The organism is Saccharothrix coeruleofusca (assembly GCF_017876325.1).
Taxonomy (GTDB): Bacteria; Actinomycetota; Actinomycetes; order Mycobacteriales; family Pseudonocardiaceae; genus Actinosynnema; species Actinosynnema coeruleofuscum.
This window is the reverse complement of the sequence record NZ_JAGINV010000001.1, coordinates 4,115,450-4,132,442: the sequence shown is the minus strand read 5'-3', so window position 1 is coordinate 4,132,442 and position 16,993 is coordinate 4,115,450. Positions and strand designations below refer to the sequence as shown.

Here is a 16,993-nt window from a genome sequence, read left to right as displayed (position 1 = left end):
GATCACGAGCTGGAGGCCGGACGACCCGCGGGCGTTCGCGCGCCGGGAAGCCGTCAACTCCGGGGGGAAGGAGGCAATGGCTTCCCACGGCCCGTTGCGGCGGCTTCCTGCGCGCCTCACTCCCTCCGCTCTGAACGACCTTCAGGGCCGCGCTCAAGCGTCTGGATGCGGCTCGCACCCGTTGATTCGTTCGATGAGCTCGTCGCGGTACTCCTGCGCCGCCTGGAACTCCGGTTCGTCGCCGGTCGCCCGCTTCAGCGCGCCTTCCAGGATCTTCAGCCCCTGGCGTTCGTCGCCGCGCGCATCCGCCTGCCTGGCGGCGTTCTCCATGGCCTTGGCGAGCCTGGTCCGCGCCTCGGGTTCCTCGGTGGCCTTGTTGATCCGGATCCAGTTGCCGCCGGGATCGACGACGGTGAACCCGGTGTACCGGTCGTTGCGCAGCCGCGGCCGGGTCATGCGCGGGATGCCGGAGAGGAGCAGTTTGCCGTGCACGGCCCGCATCCCCGCCGCGAAGCTCTCGAACAGCTCGCTGGTGTCGGCCACGATGACCAGGCACGTGCTGTACGACTGCGCCGGGTCGTAGCCGTCCATCCCGAAGAAGTGCAGGTTGATGTCTTCCCGCCGCACGGCGACGTGCGGGTTCGGCCGCGTCTGCCGGTAGGTGATCTCGAAGCCGAGCATTTGGTAGAACGACGCGATCTCGTCGATGGAGGGACAGGGCAGGAGCGGAATGGTCAGTTCGTTCGCCACCGCCCGAAGCTAAGCCCGGACCTGCCGGAACGACACCGAGCTATTTGCTCGTGCGAACACTACGGGGGCTCCGCTGCCAAGGCTGCGCGACAGGCGCGCGCGATGCAGATGCATTGCGACTGGCGCGCCCGTGGCGAGACGCCCACTGGTCCCGCCACGTCACCGCTGATCACGCCGAAGATCGAATACCCACCTCGAGATCGCGGCCGGATGGCACCGACTCCTGGTGAATCGGTCGGAGGCGTTCCGGATGTGCTGGGGGTGATTCCGCAGATCCGCCCCATCCGGTCACGTCCGCTGGCAGTCGACTGGGCGACCGCACCTGCGTCTTGCGCTGGAAAATCGAACATGACCGCTCACTGGTCCCGCCGCTAGCCGTATACCGATCCATCACCCCCAGTGACCTGCGGTGATCTACATGGCACCCGCATGCTCGGCGGCCCCGCGACGAGCACAGACAAGCCGCCCTGACCAGCATCGATGACTTTTCGAGCGGCACAGGCATCGCCGCCCGGGTGCGCGAGCAGCGGTCCTAGGTGGACGGTGGTGTGGAGCGGGCCCAGGCGAACGTCAGCTCGACGGCCCGCTTCCAGTTCGCGTACTCGTCCTCGCGGTGCCGGGTCTCCATCGCCGGGTTCCACCGCGCGGCCAGGTGCCAGTTGCGCCGCAACCCTTCGAGGTCCGGCCAGTAACCGGCAGCGAGTCCAGCAGCGTAAGCGGCACCCAGTGACACGGTTTCCGCCACGAGCGGGCGCATCACCGGGATGTTCAGCACGTCCGCGATGAACTGCATCAGGAGGTGGTCGGCGGTCATGCCGCCGTCCACCTTCAACACGGGCGTGGGCGCACCGAGATCGGCGTTCATGGCGTCGACGACCTCACGCGTCTGCCACCCGGTCGCCTCCAGCACCGCCCGCGCGAGGTGCCCCTTGTTGATGTACGAGGTCAGCCCGACGACGATGCCGCGCGCCTGCGCGAGCCAGTGCGGCGCGAACAGCCCGGAGAACGCGGGCACGATGTAGCAGCCGCCGTTGTCCTTCACCGTGCGCGCCAGCGTCTCGATCTCCGGTGCGCTGTGGATCAGCCCGAGGTTGTCGCGGAACCACTGCACCAGCGACCCCGCGACCGCGATCGCCCCTTCCAACGCGTATGTGGGCTCGGAGCCGATCTGGTAGCCGATCGTGGTCAGCAGTCCGTGGTTCGAGCGCACCAGTTCGGTTCCCGTGTTCATCAACAGGAACCCGCCGGTGCCGTACGTGCCCTTGATCGACCCCTTCTCGAAACAGGTCTGCCCGAACAGCGCCGCGTGCTGGTCACCCAGCGCCGCGGTGATCGAGATGTCCGGCACCACCCGCGTGGTCCGCCCGGAGATCTCCGACGACGGCCGGATCTCCGGCAGCATCGACGCGGGCACGCCGAAGAAATCCAGCAGCATCGGATCCCATCGCCGGGTAGCGAGGTTCATCAGCATGGTCCGTGACGCGTTGGTCACGTCGGTGACGTGCAGGCCGCCGTTGACTCCGCCGGTGAGGTTCCAGATCAGCCAGGTGTCCATGGTGCCGAACAGGACGTCGCCGCGTTCGGCCTTCGCGCGCAGCCCGGCCACGTTGTCCAGCAGCCACCGCAACGAGGGCGCGGAGAAGTACGTCGCCAGCGGCAGGCCGCAGCGTTCGCGCACCTCCTCGATACCCGGCTGCTTCTGCAGCCGTGCAACGAGTTCCTCGGTGCGGATGTCCTCCCAGACGATCGCGCGTCCCACGGGCACGCCGGTGTGGCGGTCCCACAGCACGAACGTCTCGCGCTGGTTCGTGATGCCCAGCGCGACCACTTGGTCCGCGGTGATCCCCGCCTGCCGCAACGCCTGCGGCATGATCCGGTCGACGTTGCGCCAGATCTCCACCGCGTCCTGCTCCACCCAGCCGGGCTTGGGGTGGTACTGGCGGTGCTCGCGCTGAGCGACCGCGACGAGGCGGGCATTCTGGTCGAACACGATGCAGCGCGTCGACGTGGTGCCCTGGTCGATCGCCATCACGAACCGTTGCACGACAAGCCCTTCAGTTCTCGTCGACGAGTGAGGTGGTGACCGATTCGGCTGCCTGGCAGACCTGGCGCACCAGCGTCGCACGCGGCCTGCCCGCGGAGTCGCACAGCCGGTCGACGGTACCGGAGATGCCGATCGCGCCGACCACGAGACCGCCGGGAATCCTGATGGGCGCGGCAATCGAGGCCTCGCCCGGCATGTACTCCTCGGCCTCGCCCGCCCAGCCCTGCGAGCGAACCTCCGTCAGCACCCGTTCGAGCGCCTGCGTCCGGGTGATCGTGCGGCGGGTCAGCGACGTCAGCTCCCGCCGGCGTGTGGCCGCCGACAGGTCCGGGTCGTAGGCGAGCAGCACCTTGCCCAACGCGGTCGCGTGCAACGGCAGCATCGCGCCGATGCCTAGTGTTTGCACTGAGTCATCGGGCCGGAACACGTGGTGCACGACGAGCACGGCGCCGTCGTGGTGCATGCCGATCCTGACCTCCTGGCCCGAGCGCGCGGCGAGCGTGTCGGCCCAGTTGGTCGAGCGCGAGCGCAGTTCGTTCGCGTCGAGGTAGGAGGTGCCCAGGTGCAGGAGTGCGGCGCCGAGGCGGTAGCGGCTGGTCGCCTGGTCCTGTTCGACGAACTCGACCCGCTGCAGCGTACGGAGAATCCCGTGCGCGGTGCCGCGCGCGAGACCGAGCGAGTCGGCGATCTCTGTGAGACTGTGGTGGCCGGAGCCACGCGCGAGCAGCCGCAGCACGGCTGCGGCTCGTTCGATCGACTGGATGGGGCCCGGCACGCTAAGAACGTAATTGAGAAGACCCGTGTCGGCAATGTCGAACAGCTCCGTCGCGCATCGCCGCAGGACAACGGTGGAAAACCGCCGGAAAAGCCTGGTCTGAGCGCAGCGTGACCGGTTGGTCACTCGTTGGGGTTCACCTGGTGTCGACATTGTCGAAACGTGCCCGTTGAGCAGTCGTGACGTGGGTCATTACGTTCCGCTCACTCACCACAGGGTGATCAGCCGTTCAAGGACGAATGGAGGCCAGCGTGGGTCTCGGGGCAGTGTTCCTCAGCGAGGTGCTCGGCACGGGTGTCTTGCTGTTGCTGGGTGCGGGCGTGGTGGCCAACGTGCTGCTGACCGGGTCGAAGGGCAAGGACGGCGGGTGGCTGCTGATCAGCTTCGGTTGGGGCCTCGCGGTCTTCGCCGGCGTGTACGTCGCCTACAAGTCGGGCGCGCACCTCAACCCCGCCGTCACGATCGGCATCCTCACCAGTGGTGCGGCTGAGTACGCGCCCGGTGTGCCCGTCGGTTTCGGCTCGACGATCGTGTACTTCGCCGGTGAGGTGCTCGGCGCGTTCCTCGGCGCCGTGTTCGCGTGGCTCACGTACAAGCCGCACTTCGACGCGGAGCCCGACGAGGGCCTCAAGCTCGCGGTCTTCTCCACCGGCCCGGCGATCCGCAGCTACGCCTGGAACCTGGTCTGCGAGATCATCGGCACGTTCGTCCTTGTCTTCGTGATCCTCGCGTTCGCAAAGACGCCGACGCAGATCGGCCCGCTGGCCGTCGCCCTGCTCGTCGTCGGTATCGGTGCCTCGCTCGGTGGCCCCACCGGCTACGCGATCAACCCGGCCCGCGACCTCGGCCCGCGCATCGCGCACGCCCTGCTGCCGCTGTCGTACAAGGGCACCGATGGTGAGGCCATTGGCAAGAAGGACTCCGACTGGAGCTACTCCTGGGTCCCTGTCGTCGGCCCGATCATCGGTGGCGCCATCGCCGGTGTCGTCACCTCGCTCGTGTTCTGACACTCCTGAAAGGACAGCTTCGATGACGCAGTACGTTCTCGCCGTCGACCAGGGCACGACCAGCACCAGGGCGATCATCTTCGACCACTCCGGCTCGATCGTGTCGGTGGGGCAGAAGGAGCACGAGCAGATCTTCCCGAAGGCCGGCTGGGTCGAGCACAACCCGGTCGAGATCTCGGAGAACACCCGGTTCGTGATCGGCCAGGCGCTCGCCACCGCCGACCTCAACACCGGCGACCTGGCCGCGGTCGGCATCACCAACCAGCGCGAGACCGCGGTGGTGTGGGACAAGAACACCGGTGAGCCCGTTTACAACGCCATCGTGTGGCAGGACACCCGCACGCAGGCGATCGTCGAGGAGCTCGGCGCGCTCGGCGGCGGTGCCGAGCGGTACTGCGCCAAGGTCGGCCTGCCGCTCGCGACCTACTTCTCCGGCCCGAAGATCCGCTGGATCCTCGACAACGTCGAGGGCGCCCGCGAGCGCGCCGAAGCCGGTGACCTGCTCTTCGGCAACACCGACACGTGGACGCTGTGGAACCTCACCGGCGGCCCGAACGGCGGCGTGCACGCCACCGACGTGACCAACGCGTCGCGGACCATGCTGATGGACCTCGACACGTTGCAGTGGGACGCCGACATCGCTGCGGAAATGGGCATTCCGCTGTCGATGCTGCCGGAGATCCGTTCCTCCTCCGAGGTCTACGGCACCGGCGGTCCCGGCGGTGTGCTGAAGGGCGTGCCGATCGCGGGCATCCTCGGCGACCAGCAGGCGGCCACGTTCGGCCAGGCCTGCTACGAGCCCGGTACCGCGAAGAACACCTACGGCACCGGCAACTTCATGTTGCTCAACACCGGCACCGAGAAGGTCCAGTCGAAGAACGGCCTGCTCACCACGGTCTGCTACAAGATCGGTGACGAGGCTCCGGTGTACGCCCTCGAAGGCTCGATCGCGGTCACCGGTTCGCTGGTGCAGTGGCTGCGCGACAACCTCGGCATCATCGGTTCGGCGCCGGAGATCGAGACGCTGGCCCGCAGCGTCGAGGACAACGGTGGCGCGTACTTCGTGCCCGCGTTCTCCGGTCTCTTCGCACCGTACTGGCGGGCGGACGCGCGTGGCGCGGTCGTCGGCCTCACCCGGTTCGTGAACAAGGGCCACCTGGCCCGCGCGGTGCTGGAGGCCACGGCCTTCCAAACCCGTGAGGTGCTCGACGCCATGAACGCCGACTCCGGCGTGCCGCTGACCGAGCTGAAGGTCGACGGCGGCATGGTCGCGAACGAGCTGCTGATGCAGTTCCAGGCCGACGTGCTCGACGTGCCGGTCGTCCGTCCCGTCGTGGCTGAGACCACCGCTCTCGGTGCCGCCTACGCCGCCGGTCTGGCCGTCGGCTTCTGGTCGGGTCTCGACGAGCTGCGGGCGAACTGGGCCGAGGACAAGCGCTGGACGCCGGAGCTCGACGCCGACGACCGCGAGCGCCAGTACCGCAACTGGAAGAAGGCCGTCACCAAGTCCTTCGACTGGGTCGACTCCGACGTCCGCTGAGTTGGTTTCCTTCTAAGGAGTAACGGTGTTTGCCAGGCTGGATTCGGCTCGACGTGCCGATGCGCTCCGCTCGATCGACAGCGCGGAGTTCGACGTGCTGGTAGTGGGAGGTGGTGTGGTCGGCGCCGGTGCCGCGTTGGACGCGGCGTCGAGAGGCCTCTCGGTCGCGCTCGTCGAAGCACACGACTGGGCGGCGGGCACGTCGAGCCGGTCCAGCAAGCTCGTCCACGGCGGGCTGCGGTACCTGGAGCAGCTGGAGTTCAAGCTGGTCCGGGAAGCACTGAAGGAACGCGGGTTGTTGCTGCGCCGGCTCGCACCGCACCTGGTGCGGCCGGTGCCGTTCCTCTTCCCGTTGGAGAAGCAGTGGGAACGCGCCTACGTCGGCGCGGGCGTGCTGCTGTACGACTCCATCGGTGGCGCTGGGGCGGTGCCGATGCACCGGCACCTTTCCCGTCGCCGGATGGCCGAAGTGGGGCCGTCGTTGAACGCCTCGGCGTTCGCAGGCGCGATCCGGTACTACGACGCGCAGATGGACGACGCGCGTCTCGTCATGACTCTGGTGCGCACGGCCGCTCAGCACGGCGCCACGGTGTTGTCCCGTGCTCGGGTGACCTCGTTGTTGCGCTCTGAGGGTGCGGTTCGCGGCGCTCGTGTCGAGGTGGACGGGCAGACTGTTGATGTCCGAGCTCGTCGCGTGATCAGTGCGACCGGGGTGTGGACGGATTCGTTGAACTCCATGAGCTCCGCTCCTGCGCCGTTCAACGTGCGGATGTCCAAGGGTGTGCACGTTCTTGTTCCGAGGGAACGGATCCAGCTCGACGGCGGGCTGATCACGCGGACCGAGAAGAGCGTGCTGTTCGTGATCCCGTGGGGTGCCTACTGGATCGTCGGCACCACGGACACGCCGTACGACGGTGACCCGGCGGCTGTTTCCGCTTCTGACGAGGATGTCGCGTACATCCTCGACCACGTCAACGCGGTGCTCCGATCACCGCTGACCGTGGACGATGTTGTTGGTACGTATGCGGGATTGCGTCCGTTGCTCGACGGAGCCTCCGGCGACACGGCGAAGCTGTCGCGTGAGCACGCGGTGGCGCAGCCGGAGCCGGGCTTCTTCGTGATCGCGGGCGGCAAGTACACGACGTACCGGGTGATGGCCGCCGATGTCGTCGATGCCGCTGTTTCCGGTCTTGGCCAGGCGGTCGCTCCGTCGTTGACCGCGCGCCTGCCGCTGTGCGGAGCGGTGGGCTACCACGAGCTGTGGGCGGACCGGGCTCGAGTCGCCGCCGAGTCCGGCCTGCCCACGTCCACTGTGGAGCGTCTGCTCGGCCGCTACGGCTCCGCTGTCTCCGACGTGCTGGCTCTGGCCGCACAGGATCCGGCGTTGAAGGCCGAGGTGGCCGGGTACCTGGCCGCGGAGATAGTGTACGCGGTCACGCACGAGGGCGCGCTGGACCTGGAGGACGTGCTGCACCGGCGCACCCGGATCGCGGTCGAGCACCTCGACCAGGGCGCTTCCGTCGCGGATCAGGTTGCCGATCTGATCGCGGGTCCGCTGAGGTGGTCGGTCGCTGACCGCGATGCGGCTGTCCAGGCGTACCGGGCGAGCACGAAGATGGTGGCGAGATGAGATGGACGGCCTGGAGCTGATCGAGCGCCTTCGCCGGCAGGGTGGCTTCCGGCTGTTACCCCTGCTGGGCAACACCGGGCAGGTGGCGGGCGTGCACCTGACCCGGTTCCTGCCCGGCGGCCATCTCGACGTGATCCAGGTGTAGGACGAGCGCTGGGCGGCGTGGGCGCGGCTGCCCTACTCCCTCGGCGCCGCTCCGTCCGCGCTGGGCGAGCGGAAGCGGGCTTATAAACCCAGGGGTCGGTGAGTCGGGTCGGCCGTGACCTCCGCCGCTAGGGCCTGTCCTCAAAGCAGATTGACCACACCTGCTTTGAGGACAGGCCCTAGTAGACCGTCGCGGCTAACTCTTGGGGTATAGGTGGTGGAGTTTGACACGTGCGTCGTCGGCGGTGAACTGCCAGCGGACCTGGCGTTGTTCGGCGTTGATGGCGTGTTGCCAGGCGGCGAGTTCGGTGTTGAGGGTGTCGAGGTCGCCGATGCGGCGGTCGAGGCATTGCCGGGACAGTGCGGACAGTTCGATCTCGGCGATGTTGAGCCAGGACCCGTGTTTGGGGGTGTGGTGGATCTCCAGGCGCTGGGCCAGGGCGAAGGCCTGGCCGGATTCGAAGGCCTCGTAGAGGGAGGCGATGGTGTGGGTGTTGAGGTTGTCCATGACCAGCACCACGGTCTTGGCGTCGGGATAGTCCACGGTCAGAAGGTGTTTGACCTTGTGCCGCTCGAAAAGTCATCGTCGCTGGTAGAGCAAGGCGTGTCGCCGTGTTGAGAGCATGTCCGGGTGATCGTGTCCCTGCTGTACAAGATGACCCGGAGGTTGCTGTCCGTCCCGTCGGCCTTGCTGCGCAGCGAGGCGGCGAAGGACGCCGAGCTGCTCGTGCTGCGGCACGAGAATGCGGTCCTTCGTCGGCACCTGACAGGCCCGGTCCGCTATGAACCCGCGGATCGGGCCTGGTTCGCGGCCCTCTCCGGGCTGGTGGATCGTCGGCGGTGGCGGGAGGTCTTTCCGGTCACGCCGGGCACCCTGCTCGCCTGGCACCGCAAACTCGTGGTCCGCAAGTGGGACTACTCCGCGCGGCGACCTATCGGACGCCCACCGACCCGAGCGGCGGTCAAGTCGCTCGTGTTGCGCCTCGCCGGGGAGAATCCGAGGTGGGGTCATCGACGGATCCAGGGCGAACTGGCCCGGCTCGGCCACCGCATTGCCCACTCGACGGTCTGGCAAATCCTGCACGATGCGGGCATCGACCCGGCGCCACGTCGGAGCGGCCCGACCTGGCGCGAGTTCCTCACCGCCCAGGCCGAGAGCATCATCGCGGCGGACTTCCTCCACCTCGACACCGTGCTCGGCACACGGCTCTACGCGCTGGTGTTCCTCGAACACGGCACCAGGCGCCTGCACGTCACCGGCGTCACCGCCCACCCCACCCGGGAGTGGACGACACAGCAGGCCAGGAACCTCGCCACCGACCTCGGACGCCGGATGGAGTCGCTGTGCTTCCTGCTCCGCGACCGTGACGGCAAGTACGGCCAGGCGTTTGACGCCGTCTTCCAAGCCGACGATCTGCGTGTGATCAAGAGTGCGCCGCAGGCACCCCGGATGAACGCCCACTGCGAACGGGTCATCGGCACCATCCGACGCGAAGGCCTCGACCACATCCTGATCCTGGGCGAAGCCCATGCACGACAAGTCCTCAAGACCTACGAAGACCACTACAACCGACGCCGACCCCACCAGACCCGCAACCAACTACCGCCCGAGGCTCAGCACCACCCCACCGCGGTAGACGACCTCGACCACCGCAGACTGCTCCGCACCCGCATTCTCGGCGGCCTCATCAACGAGTACAGACACGCCGCTTGACCAGCAGCGATGACTTTTCGAGCGGCACAGGGGCCGCGAAAAAACGATTGGAGGCGGCTGAAGGACGGTTGAAGCGGTTTCGCGCAGCCATTGACGCCGGTGTCGATCCCTCAGCGCTGGTCGAGGCCATCAACGAAGCCCAGGCACAGCGAGCGGCTGCCCGTGCCGAACTGGAGGGGAGCAGCCCACCGGGTTCGATCGAAGATGCCGAGGTCTACGCCATGATCGACTCGCTCGGCGACGCGCGGACCATCATCAGCCGCGCTGACCCCGCCAAGCTGGAAGAACTGTTCGCCGGGTTGGGGCTGGAGATGGTCTACAACGCCGAAGGGCGGACGGTCGATGTGACCATCCGCCCTGTCGGTAGGGTTAGTGCGCGTGTCCGAGGGGGGACTTGAACCCCCACCCCCTTGCGGGGACTAGCACCTCAAGCTAGCGCGTCTGCCATTCCGCCACCCGGACTCCTCGGCTCCCGCCGCGGTGGGGATAGATTACATGATCGTTCCTGCTAGCCAAAATCGGGGGTTCAAGCGGCGCCTTCGACCGCCGCCACCTGCGCCGCTCGGCTGGCCGCACCGGTGGTCGAACCGGTCGTCAGGCGCACCGACGCCCCGGCTTGCCGCCTCCCAGGGGCACGCGGGCCGGATCAGGCTTGCCGTGTGGTGGTAGGCAGCGCTTGGTTGAGGATGCCCAGGTCGCAGTCACGTCCGGCTTCGCGATCATCGCCGCCATGAGGCCCGAACCTGCTGAAACAATTTCCGATGTTGAATCGAAAGTGTTTCGATTGCCTACATGTCGGCGTAGCGGACGTGCGGGGCGCGGAAGTAGCCGCGGACGAGCTGTCGCTGGCGGCGGCGTAGGAACCGTCAGGTCTCGTGGGCGAGTCGGTCGACGTTGTGGGTACGGGAGGCGTTGACGTTGCGCTTGAGGTCGGCGTTGAGCGGCTCGTCGGGGTTGAGCTCGGAGCTGTAGCCGGGCATCAGGTGCAGCTCGATCCTCTCGGTGTTGGCTTCGAGCCAGGCGCGGACGGCCTTGCGGCCGTGCACGGGGTGTAGGTCGGCGATGACGTGGACCTTCCGGTCGGCCTAGCGGGCGACGCGGTCGAGGAATCCGGTGAACACAGGTGCGGTGAACCGCTGGGTGAATACGGTGAATCACAGCGCGCCTCGTGAGGCGACGGCGGACATGACGTTGACCCGCAGGCGTTTCCCGGTCACCCGCACGACCGACGTGGGGCCCGGCGGTGCCCGGGACCGACCGGGCGGCGCGGCATCCGAGCGCAACCCGCACTGGTCCACCCAGGTGATCACCGCACCCTCGGCCTTCGCCGGTGCCTCGATCGCCGGATAATCCTCGTCCAGCCAGGCGAGCACCCACAGCGGACTGCTGTTCATGGGCGCGGCGGGCCGGGCGCTGAAGGGTGAAGCCGTGGCGACGCAGCCACAACCCGACGCCCTGCTCGGTCATGTCGATCCCAACGACCAGCCGGATCGACTCGACCACCGCTTGGCGGATCCGCAATGGGCCACCGATCAGCAATTCCTCCGGGGGTAGTCGGCCATCGCCGCGAACAGCGTGCCCCGGTCCTCAGGACTGATCAGCCCGGCGGGACCGGGATGCCCCCGGCGGGTCGCCAGACCGTCGCGACCGTCCTGCCGGTAGGCGCACCACCAGGTACCCACCGACCGCACCGAGACCCGAACACCTCCGTCGCCTGCCGGTAGTCCTCGACCCGCCCGGACTCCAACACGGCCACTACCCGCAGCCGCAGGACCTCTTGCTGGGCAGGCGACAACCGGTGCGCACCCTCAAGCTCGACCACCCGGTCAACATCCAGGCAACCGATTGCTTTCGATTCAATAGGGCCGAAATCGCGTCGAGCTAGCCTGAACGGACGCACTGCGCAGCGCAGCCTTGTGATCACTGCTCGCATGCGACACGATCGTTGTCGCGAGGGGGATCACCAGGCATTCGCCATCATGTGCCCCACCGAATTCAAAGGTGCGATGACTCGTGGCACGCCCTCCTCTCACTATTTCGCCATGGGGAGGAATTGTGCTCTTACTTCGCAAGTTCGCGGTCGTGCTCGCCGCCTGCGTGGCGGGGATCGGCATGATGGCCAGTCCCGCGCTCGCGCGATCGGCGGGCCAGTCGGTGGACGCCGAGGCGGCCGCGGGCAACGCCAGCTCGGAGACATCTTCAGTGAACGGGCTCAGCGCGGAGGAGTACTGGACGCCGGCGCGCATGGCCGAGGCCATCGCCGCCGGGCCGTCCGGGGTGACCGCGGCGGACACGGCGGACCAGCCCAAGCCGAGACCGGGGCCGAAGGGGAGGGTCGACGGCGCGTTGCCGACGGCGGTGAGCCCGCAGGCGGACATCCACACCATGTCCGGTCGGGTGTTCTTCGTGGACGACCACGGCGATAACCGCTCCTGTTCCGGCAGCACGGTCAACAGCGGCGGCAAGCGGTTGGTGTTCACCGCGGGCCACTGCGTGCACGGCGGCGGAGGCGGTCGCGACTGGTTCGACGTCAACCGCTGGGTGTTCGTGCCCCAGTACCACGGCGGCTCGCCGTTCGGCACGTGGAGCGCCTACCAGCTGTGGGCCAAAACCGGGTGGACCAACAATGAGAATCGCGCTTTCGACGTGGCGGCGGTGGTCATGCAGCCCAAGAACGGCGTGCGGATCGTGGATGCCGTTGGCGGGCAGGGGATCAAGTGGGGATACGGCTACGGCCTCCCGATCTACATGTTCGGCTACCCGGCCAACCCGCCGTTCAACGGGAGCGGTCTCTACTACTGCTCGGGCACCACGTGGAACGAGAGCGGATTCCCGACTTTGGGCTGCAACATGACCGGTGGCGCGAGCGGCGGTCCGTGGCTGAACGAGTACGGCGCGACGTTCTGGGCCTATCTCAACGGCGTGAACAGCTGGATGTTCTGGGAAACGGATCCGACGCAGGTGTTCAAGTGGCAAAGTCCTTACTTCAGCTACGATACCGCTGGAAGCTTGTTCGACACGGTGAAGGACATGTAGCGGGCACGAACTGCCCGGACGATCGGTCCGCCGCGATGACGGGCGGACCGATCGGTGCCTTCGCGTAGCGGACCGGAGGTGTGATGTGGGGCCACGACGACGAGCGGTCACGCTCCTCGCGGCGGCGGCGACGGTCGTGGCCCTGATCGGGCTTACCGTTCTGCTGTCCGACTCTCCCGAGGACCCCGATCCCGGCTCGTGCGACACGCCCTCCGGTCAGGCCGCAGGTCCGGTCGCCGACACACCGGGACGCGGCGAGGAGTACTGGAACCCGGAACGGATGAGCAGTGCCCGAGGTGCTCCGATCCCCGGACAGGCGGGACCGGAGAGCTGCCGCTGAGCACGACTTCAGAGCGGTCCGGCACAGCCCGGTCGCACCGACTCGCGTGCCCGCTGGACGTCGGGTCGAGCCGCCGCCTGGACCGGCCCAGGACGGCACCTGCTGTCGCCTGGACATCGCCCCCGGTGAACTGCTGACGCCGATCCTGAGCTTCCCTCGACAACCCGGGGTGGTTGTTACCTGGATCGGGTCGCGTCGGCGATCCGCAACCGCTCCGACGGGGTGCGCTGACCTCCCGGTTCATCCGATCGGGGAGCCCCTCGGACTACTTCGACTGCCGGGCGCGGACCGCCCTTTCCCGGACCGCTGTCTGGGGAAGAATGGCCGGTTCAAAGGGGACAACCTCACTCCGCGGCAGGGCGGCCAAGACGCAGGCCCGATGCCGGTCGGGTCGAGGCACGCTGTCGCGCGGCGGACCCATCGTGGGAGTTCGCCCTGTTTGAGCGGAGATGCGCCGTTCAACGTCCCGCACTGATCAGCGTGATCGTCGCAGGTTGTGAGGCCACCCACGGATTGGCTCACGCCTCCAGCGAGAGGGCCTGGCCGGGGCACACGCGTGCCGCTTCCCTGGCCTTCTCGACCAGCTCGCCCTCCGGCGCCTCGTTCAGCACGATGATCGTTCCGTCGTCCTCGCTCTGGTCGAACAGTGCGGGCTCGGTGAGCACGCACTGTCCGGCACCGACGCACCTGCCGGTGTCCGCGATGATCCTCATGGTCCTGTCCTCCTGAGGTGGGGATGGCAGTTCGTCCGCTACCAGGTCACCGGGAGCTCGTACAGGCCGTAGATGTTCGCGTCGTCCTTGAACGGCAACTCGTCGACATCCACCGCCAGCTCCAGCGTGGGGACTCGGCGGAACAGCGTGTCGAACACGATCTGCAGTTCCATCCGAGCCAGGTTCTGGCCCAGGCACTGGTGCGGCCCGAACCCGAACGCGACGTGGTGGCGTGCGCCGCGCTCGATGTCGAGCTCGTCCGGGTTCTCGAACGCCCGCGGGTCCCGGTTGGCCGAATAACCCAGCGCCAGCACGCCTTCGCCCGCGCGGATCAGCTGCCCGCCGACCTCGATGTCCTCGACGCACAGCCGGGCCGTCGCCACGTCGATGATCGTGAAGTACCGCAGCATTTCCTCGACCGCGTTGAGCGTTCTGCCGGGGTCGGCCTCGATCAGCGCGAGCTGCTCCGGGTTGCGCAGGAACGCCACGGTCGACAGCGAGATCATGTTCGCCGTCGTCTCGTGGCCCGCGACGAGCAGCAGGAGGCCCATGTTGACCAGTGCCGTCCGCCGGTAGGTGCCTGCCGCGCGCAGCTTGACGATCTGCCGCCCGAGCAGGTCGTCCGGCGGGTTGTCCTCCTTCGCCGCGATGAGGTCGGCCATGTAGCCCTGGATGGCCCCCATGGCAGCCCACCGCTCCTCGGGCGGCGTCGACTGCTTGATCACCTTCACCGTGTGCTCCTGGAAGAACTCGTGGTCGGCGTAGGGGACACCCAGCATCTCGCAGATCACCAGCGACGGAACCGGCAGCGACAGCGCATCCACCAGGTCACCGGGCTTCGGCCCGGCCAGCAGCACGTCGATCTGTCCGTCGACGATCTCCTGGATCCGCGGCCGCAGCGCCTCCAACCGGCGCACCGTGAACTCGCCGAGCACGGCCTTGCGCGCCGGCCCGTGCTCGGGTGCGTCCATCGCGATCAGCATGCGCTCCTCGTCCGGCCTCCGGGACGCCGCCTCGCCCTTGACCAACTGTGGAAAGTCCGGATGCTGCCGGTCGGCGCTGAACCGCCGGTCGTTCAACACCGTTCGCACGTCCTCGTGGCGGCTGATCACCCAGGCCCACCCGTCGGGCAGACGAACCCGCGAGACCGGCTCTTCTTCGCGGATCGCTTCGTACGCGGGCGGCGGCGCGAACGGGCACGTGCGGGACATGGGGAACTCGTGCTTCTCAGCGGTGGTCATGACTTTTCCTTCCACGACGTCAGGGACAGGCGGCAGAGGCCGGACAGCGAAGAGCCGTGTGTGAACGGCACTTGGCCGACCGGTGCGACTGGGTTCGCTCCGGGATGCGGCGGACCACGGAGCCGCGGTGGACCACCGGGACCGCCAACATCGGTGAAGTCAGATCCGACCCGTCCCCTCACGGGCGAAGTGCGGTTCGGCCGCTTCCAGTCGCGGTACCGGGATGCCCAACCGTCGTGCTTCGGCCAGGGTGTCCCGGCAGATCTCCCTCGGCTCCTGAGCCTCGGGATCGGAGTGGGTCTGGAAAGTCATGCGCGCCAGCGCGACATGAGCGGTCAGCCAGGCGAGCGCGCGGGCCGTCAGCCGGGTCGGCGTCTGGAACAGCAGCACACCGCCCCGGTGACGTCGCAGGTCGACGCCGCGCGCCTGGAGGAGCGGCAGCAGCTCGCGGCCGGTCAGCAGTGCCTCGCGGAAGTCGCTCGTCGACCCGGTCAGCTCGGACAGGGAACCCAGCCTCAAGCCCTGTGAGAACAGGGCGGCGTCCGACACGAAGTGGACCCACAGCCAGCCGCGGAAGTCAGGCTGCTCCTTCGGGCGGAGCCCGGCCTCGCGGAACGCCTGGCGCACGGCCCGCTCCCGGTCGGTCGGGGGACGGCCGAGGGTGCCGAAGACGACCGACGGCAGCAGCGCCCCGCGCAGCACGCCGTCCGCGCCGAAACCGCCACCGGCCTGAGGAGAGCCCCAGGCGACCTGGTCGACGGGGAGCGCGCCGATCGCGGCCAGCGGCTCGGCCCAGATGTTGCCGAAGACCAGCACCGTGGCCTGGCCGATCCGCGTGGCCAGGAAGGCCGTCGCCTCCGCGAGGCGGTGGTGCGGCACGCTGAGCACGATCAGGTCGAAGTCGTGGTCCGGCTCCAGCGCCTCGCGGTAGCGCACCGGCCACTTCTCCACGACGCGCCGCCCCCACACCCGGCGCCGCATGTCGAGCAGGTCGAGGTCGACCGCTTCCCCGTACGTCGCCGCGCGGCCGGGGCGGACGTAGAACTCGACGTCATGTCCCGCCTGTTGCAGGGCTCGGCCGTAGATGGTGGCGATCACGCCTCGGCCGAACATCAGGATCTTCACGCTGCACCTCGCGGGGTATGATTGAAGTGGAGGTTATCTCCGCTTACTACCATATGGAGGTCATCTCCATTTGTCGATAGGGGAGCGCATGACCGCCGACAAGCCGCTGCGGGCCGACGCCCGGCGCAAGCGCGAGGCCCTGCTCGCCGCGGCCAGGCAGGCCTTCGACGCCGGGGGCTTCTTCGACCTGCGCTTCGACGACTTCGCTCGTCTGGCGGGGGTGGGCACGGGCACGCTGTACCGCCATTTCCCCACCCGAGAGGCGCTGGCCGAGGCGGTCTACCACGGGGAAGTCGCCACGCTGTGCGACCGCGCCCGCCAGCTGCAGGCCACGCTGCCGGCGGCGGAGGCGTTGGCGGCCTTTCTGCGCGACATGGTCGACCACATAGCAGCCCATCAGGGCCTCGCCCGGACGTTGGCCACGCTCATGGCCGATCGCTCGAGTGCCCTCGCCGAGGGCAGTCGAGCGCTTGAACAGGCCGTCACCGACCTGGTGACCGCCGCCGTACAGGCGGGCGCCGTCCGCGACGACGTGGACGCCGGTGCCGTCATGATGGCGCTGCACGGCATCGGCGCGGCCCATGACCGCCCCAACTGGCGGGCCGAGGCCGACGATGTCATCACCCTCGTGCTGGACGGGTTGCGCCGCCCGCTGTGACGGTGTGCGACACGAGGTCGCACACCGCGAGCGAAGGACCGGTCAGTGGTACGGCGACGACGCGGTCCAGGTCGGTCACCCGGCTGATGTCGCCTGCACCTGTGAAGTCTTGGTGAGGTCGTCCCCTTGAACCGGACACCCCGACCCGGACAGCGGTCCGGGAAAGGATGATCCCTGTGTCCGGCAAGTCGAAGTACCCGGAGCGGTCCCGCGAGCATGCGTGGAGCCGGCGCGCTCATTGACGCGGGTCGGAGACAGAACTCTACTTCTGGCACT

Annotated in this window: 16 protein-coding genes, 1 tRNA gene and 1 pseudogene; 8 read left to right on the top strand and 10 right to left on the bottom strand. The window is 68.1% G+C overall.

What is annotated here, in order from left to right; translation table 11 throughout:
* Window positions 1-153: 153 nt before the first annotated feature.
* The 3 genes from JOF41_RS18375 to JOF41_RS18365 form a co-directional block, all read right to left on the bottom strand.
* Window positions 154-750: a DUF8817 family protein gene (locus JOF41_RS18375; protein ID WP_209620686.1), complete on the bottom strand. Its 597-nt coding sequence runs from the start codon at window positions 748-750 to the stop codon at window positions 154-156.
* Between the two features lie 532 nt (window positions 751-1,282).
* Window positions 1,283-2,779, bottom strand: coding sequence for a glycerol kinase GlpK (glpK, locus tag JOF41_RS18370; protein WP_209624289.1), 1,497 nt, complete (start codon window positions 2,777-2,779; stop codon window positions 1,283-1,285).
* 25 nt (window positions 2,780-2,804) lie between these two features.
* A complete protein-coding gene (locus tag JOF41_RS18365; RefSeq protein ID WP_189225096.1) occupies window positions 2,805-3,569 on the bottom strand; it encodes an IclR family transcriptional regulator in 765 nt (254 codons plus the stop codon).
* A gap of 239 nt (window positions 3,570-3,808) precedes the next feature.
* Between JOF41_RS18365 and JOF41_RS18360 the strand changes: the two genes are divergently transcribed.
* From JOF41_RS18360 to JOF41_RS18345, 4 genes are read left to right on the top strand one after another with little or no spacing between them, the layout of a single operon-like run.
* On the top strand, window positions 3,809-4,576 hold the full coding sequence (locus JOF41_RS18360) for an MIP/aquaporin family protein (protein WP_209620684.1): 768 nt from the start codon (window positions 3,809-3,811) through the stop codon (window positions 4,574-4,576).
* A gap of 22 nt (window positions 4,577-4,598) precedes the next feature.
* Window positions 4,599-6,116, top strand: coding sequence for a glycerol kinase GlpK (gene glpK, locus JOF41_RS18355; protein ID WP_189225032.1), 1,518 nt, complete (start codon window positions 4,599-4,601; stop codon window positions 6,114-6,116).
* A gap of 25 nt (window positions 6,117-6,141) precedes the next feature.
* Complete coding sequence (glpD, locus tag JOF41_RS18350) at window positions 6,142-7,746, top strand: glycerol-3-phosphate dehydrogenase (protein ID WP_189225033.1); 1,605 nt, start codon at window positions 6,142-6,144, stop codon at window positions 7,744-7,746.
* 1 nt (window position 7,747) lies between these two features.
* Window positions 7,748-7,891 carry a hypothetical protein gene (locus JOF41_RS18345; RefSeq protein ID WP_189225034.1) on the top strand — a complete coding sequence of 48 codons (144 nt, stop codon included), beginning with the start codon at window positions 7,748-7,750 and terminating at the stop codon, window positions 7,889-7,891.
* A 326-nt stretch (window positions 7,892-8,217) separates the two neighbouring features.
* On the opposite strand, the pseudogene JOF41_RS38635 reads toward JOF41_RS18345, so the two are convergent.
* Window positions 8,218-8,443 (bottom strand): annotated as a pseudogene (locus JOF41_RS38635) (transposase); the annotation flags it as partial.
* A gap of 78 nt (window positions 8,444-8,521) precedes the next feature.
* Here JOF41_RS38635 and JOF41_RS18335 point away from each other — a divergent pair.
* Window positions 8,522-9,604 (top strand): integrase core domain-containing protein, encoded by a 1,083-nt coding sequence (locus tag JOF41_RS18335; protein ID WP_209620678.1) that lies wholly within the window; start codon window positions 8,522-8,524, stop codon window positions 9,602-9,604.
* Window positions 9,601-10,002, top strand: a complete 402-nt coding sequence (locus JOF41_RS18330; protein ID WP_209620675.1) for a hypothetical protein — start codon at window positions 9,601-9,603, stop codon at window positions 10,000-10,002. The genes JOF41_RS18335 and JOF41_RS18330 overlap by 4 nt, the downstream gene beginning before the upstream one ends.
* On the opposite strand, the gene JOF41_RS18325 is transcribed toward JOF41_RS18330, so the two are convergent.
* The 3 genes from JOF41_RS18325 to JOF41_RS18315 all read right to left on the bottom strand — a co-directional run bounded on the left by JOF41_RS18325 (window position 9,984) and on the right by JOF41_RS18315 (window position 10,977).
* A tRNA-Leu gene (locus JOF41_RS18325) sits at window positions 9,984-10,066 on the bottom strand. The two genes, JOF41_RS18330 and JOF41_RS18325, sit on opposite strands and share 19 nt — an antisense overlap.
* Before the next feature lie 404 nt (window positions 10,067-10,470).
* Window positions 10,471-10,668 (bottom strand): transposase, encoded by a 198-nt coding sequence (locus tag JOF41_RS18320; RefSeq protein WP_307867718.1) that lies wholly within the window; start codon window positions 10,666-10,668, stop codon window positions 10,471-10,473.
* Window positions 10,669-10,758: 90 nt separating this feature from the next.
* A complete protein-coding gene (locus tag JOF41_RS18315) occupies window positions 10,759-10,977 on the bottom strand; it encodes a hypothetical protein (protein WP_209620669.1) in 219 nt (72 codons plus the stop codon).
* A 709-nt stretch (window positions 10,978-11,686) separates the two neighbouring features.
* Between JOF41_RS18315 and JOF41_RS18305 the strand changes: the two genes are divergently transcribed.
* Window positions 11,687-12,640: a trypsin-like serine peptidase gene (locus JOF41_RS18305; RefSeq protein WP_209620666.1), complete on the top strand. Its 954-nt coding sequence runs from the start codon at window positions 11,687-11,689 to the stop codon at window positions 12,638-12,640.
* Between the two features lie 858 nt (window positions 12,641-13,498).
* On the opposite strand, the gene JOF41_RS18300 is transcribed toward JOF41_RS18305, so the two are convergent.
* The 3 genes from JOF41_RS18300 to JOF41_RS18290 all read right to left on the bottom strand — a co-directional run bounded on the left by JOF41_RS18300 (window position 13,499) and on the right by JOF41_RS18290 (window position 16,059).
* Complete coding sequence (locus JOF41_RS18300) at window positions 13,499-13,693, bottom strand: ferredoxin (RefSeq protein WP_209620663.1); 195 nt, start codon at window positions 13,691-13,693, stop codon at window positions 13,499-13,501.
* Window positions 13,694-13,731: 38 nt separating this feature from the next.
* Window positions 13,732-14,934 (bottom strand): cytochrome P450, encoded by a 1,203-nt coding sequence (locus JOF41_RS18295; RefSeq protein WP_209620660.1) that lies wholly within the window; start codon window positions 14,932-14,934, stop codon window positions 13,732-13,734.
* A 159-nt stretch (window positions 14,935-15,093) separates the two neighbouring features.
* A complete protein-coding gene (locus JOF41_RS18290; RefSeq protein WP_189225043.1) occupies window positions 15,094-16,059 on the bottom strand; it encodes a ketopantoate reductase family protein in 966 nt (321 codons plus the stop codon).
* 88 nt (window positions 16,060-16,147) lie between these two features.
* Between JOF41_RS18290 and JOF41_RS18285 the strand changes: the two genes are divergently transcribed.
* Window positions 16,148-16,717, top strand: a complete 570-nt coding sequence (locus tag JOF41_RS18285; protein ID WP_209620658.1) for a TetR/AcrR family transcriptional regulator — start codon at window positions 16,148-16,150, stop codon at window positions 16,715-16,717.
* Window positions 16,718-16,993: the final 276 nt, after the last annotated feature.

What these genes read in the sequence shown, in the direction of transcription:
- glpK (WP_209624289.1), bottom strand. Translation starts at nt 2,779, where the DNA reads ATGGCGATCGACCAGGGCACCACGTCGACGCGCTGCATCGTGTTCGAC.
- JOF41_RS18360 (WP_209620684.1), top strand. Translation starts at nt 3,809, where the DNA reads ATGGAGGCCAGCGTGGGTCTCGGGGCAGTGTTCCTCAGCGAGGTGCTC.
- glpK (WP_189225032.1), top strand. Translation starts at nt 4,599, where the DNA reads ATGACGCAGTACGTTCTCGCCGTCGACCAGGGCACGACCAGCACCAGG.
- JOF41_RS18345 (WP_189225034.1), top strand. Translation starts at nt 7,748, where the DNA reads ATGGACGGCCTGGAGCTGATCGAGCGCCTTCGCCGGCAGGGTGGCTTC.
- JOF41_RS18300 (WP_209620663.1), bottom strand. Translation starts at nt 13,693, where the DNA reads ATGAGGATCATCGCGGACACCGGCAGGTGCGTCGGTGCCGGACAGTGC.
- JOF41_RS18295 (WP_209620660.1), bottom strand. Translation starts at nt 14,934, where the DNA reads ATGACCACCGCTGAGAAGCACGAGTTCCCCATGTCCCGCACGTGCCCG.
- JOF41_RS18285 (WP_209620658.1), top strand. Translation starts at nt 16,148, where the DNA reads ATGACCGCCGACAAGCCGCTGCGGGCCGACGCCCGGCGCAAGCGCGAG.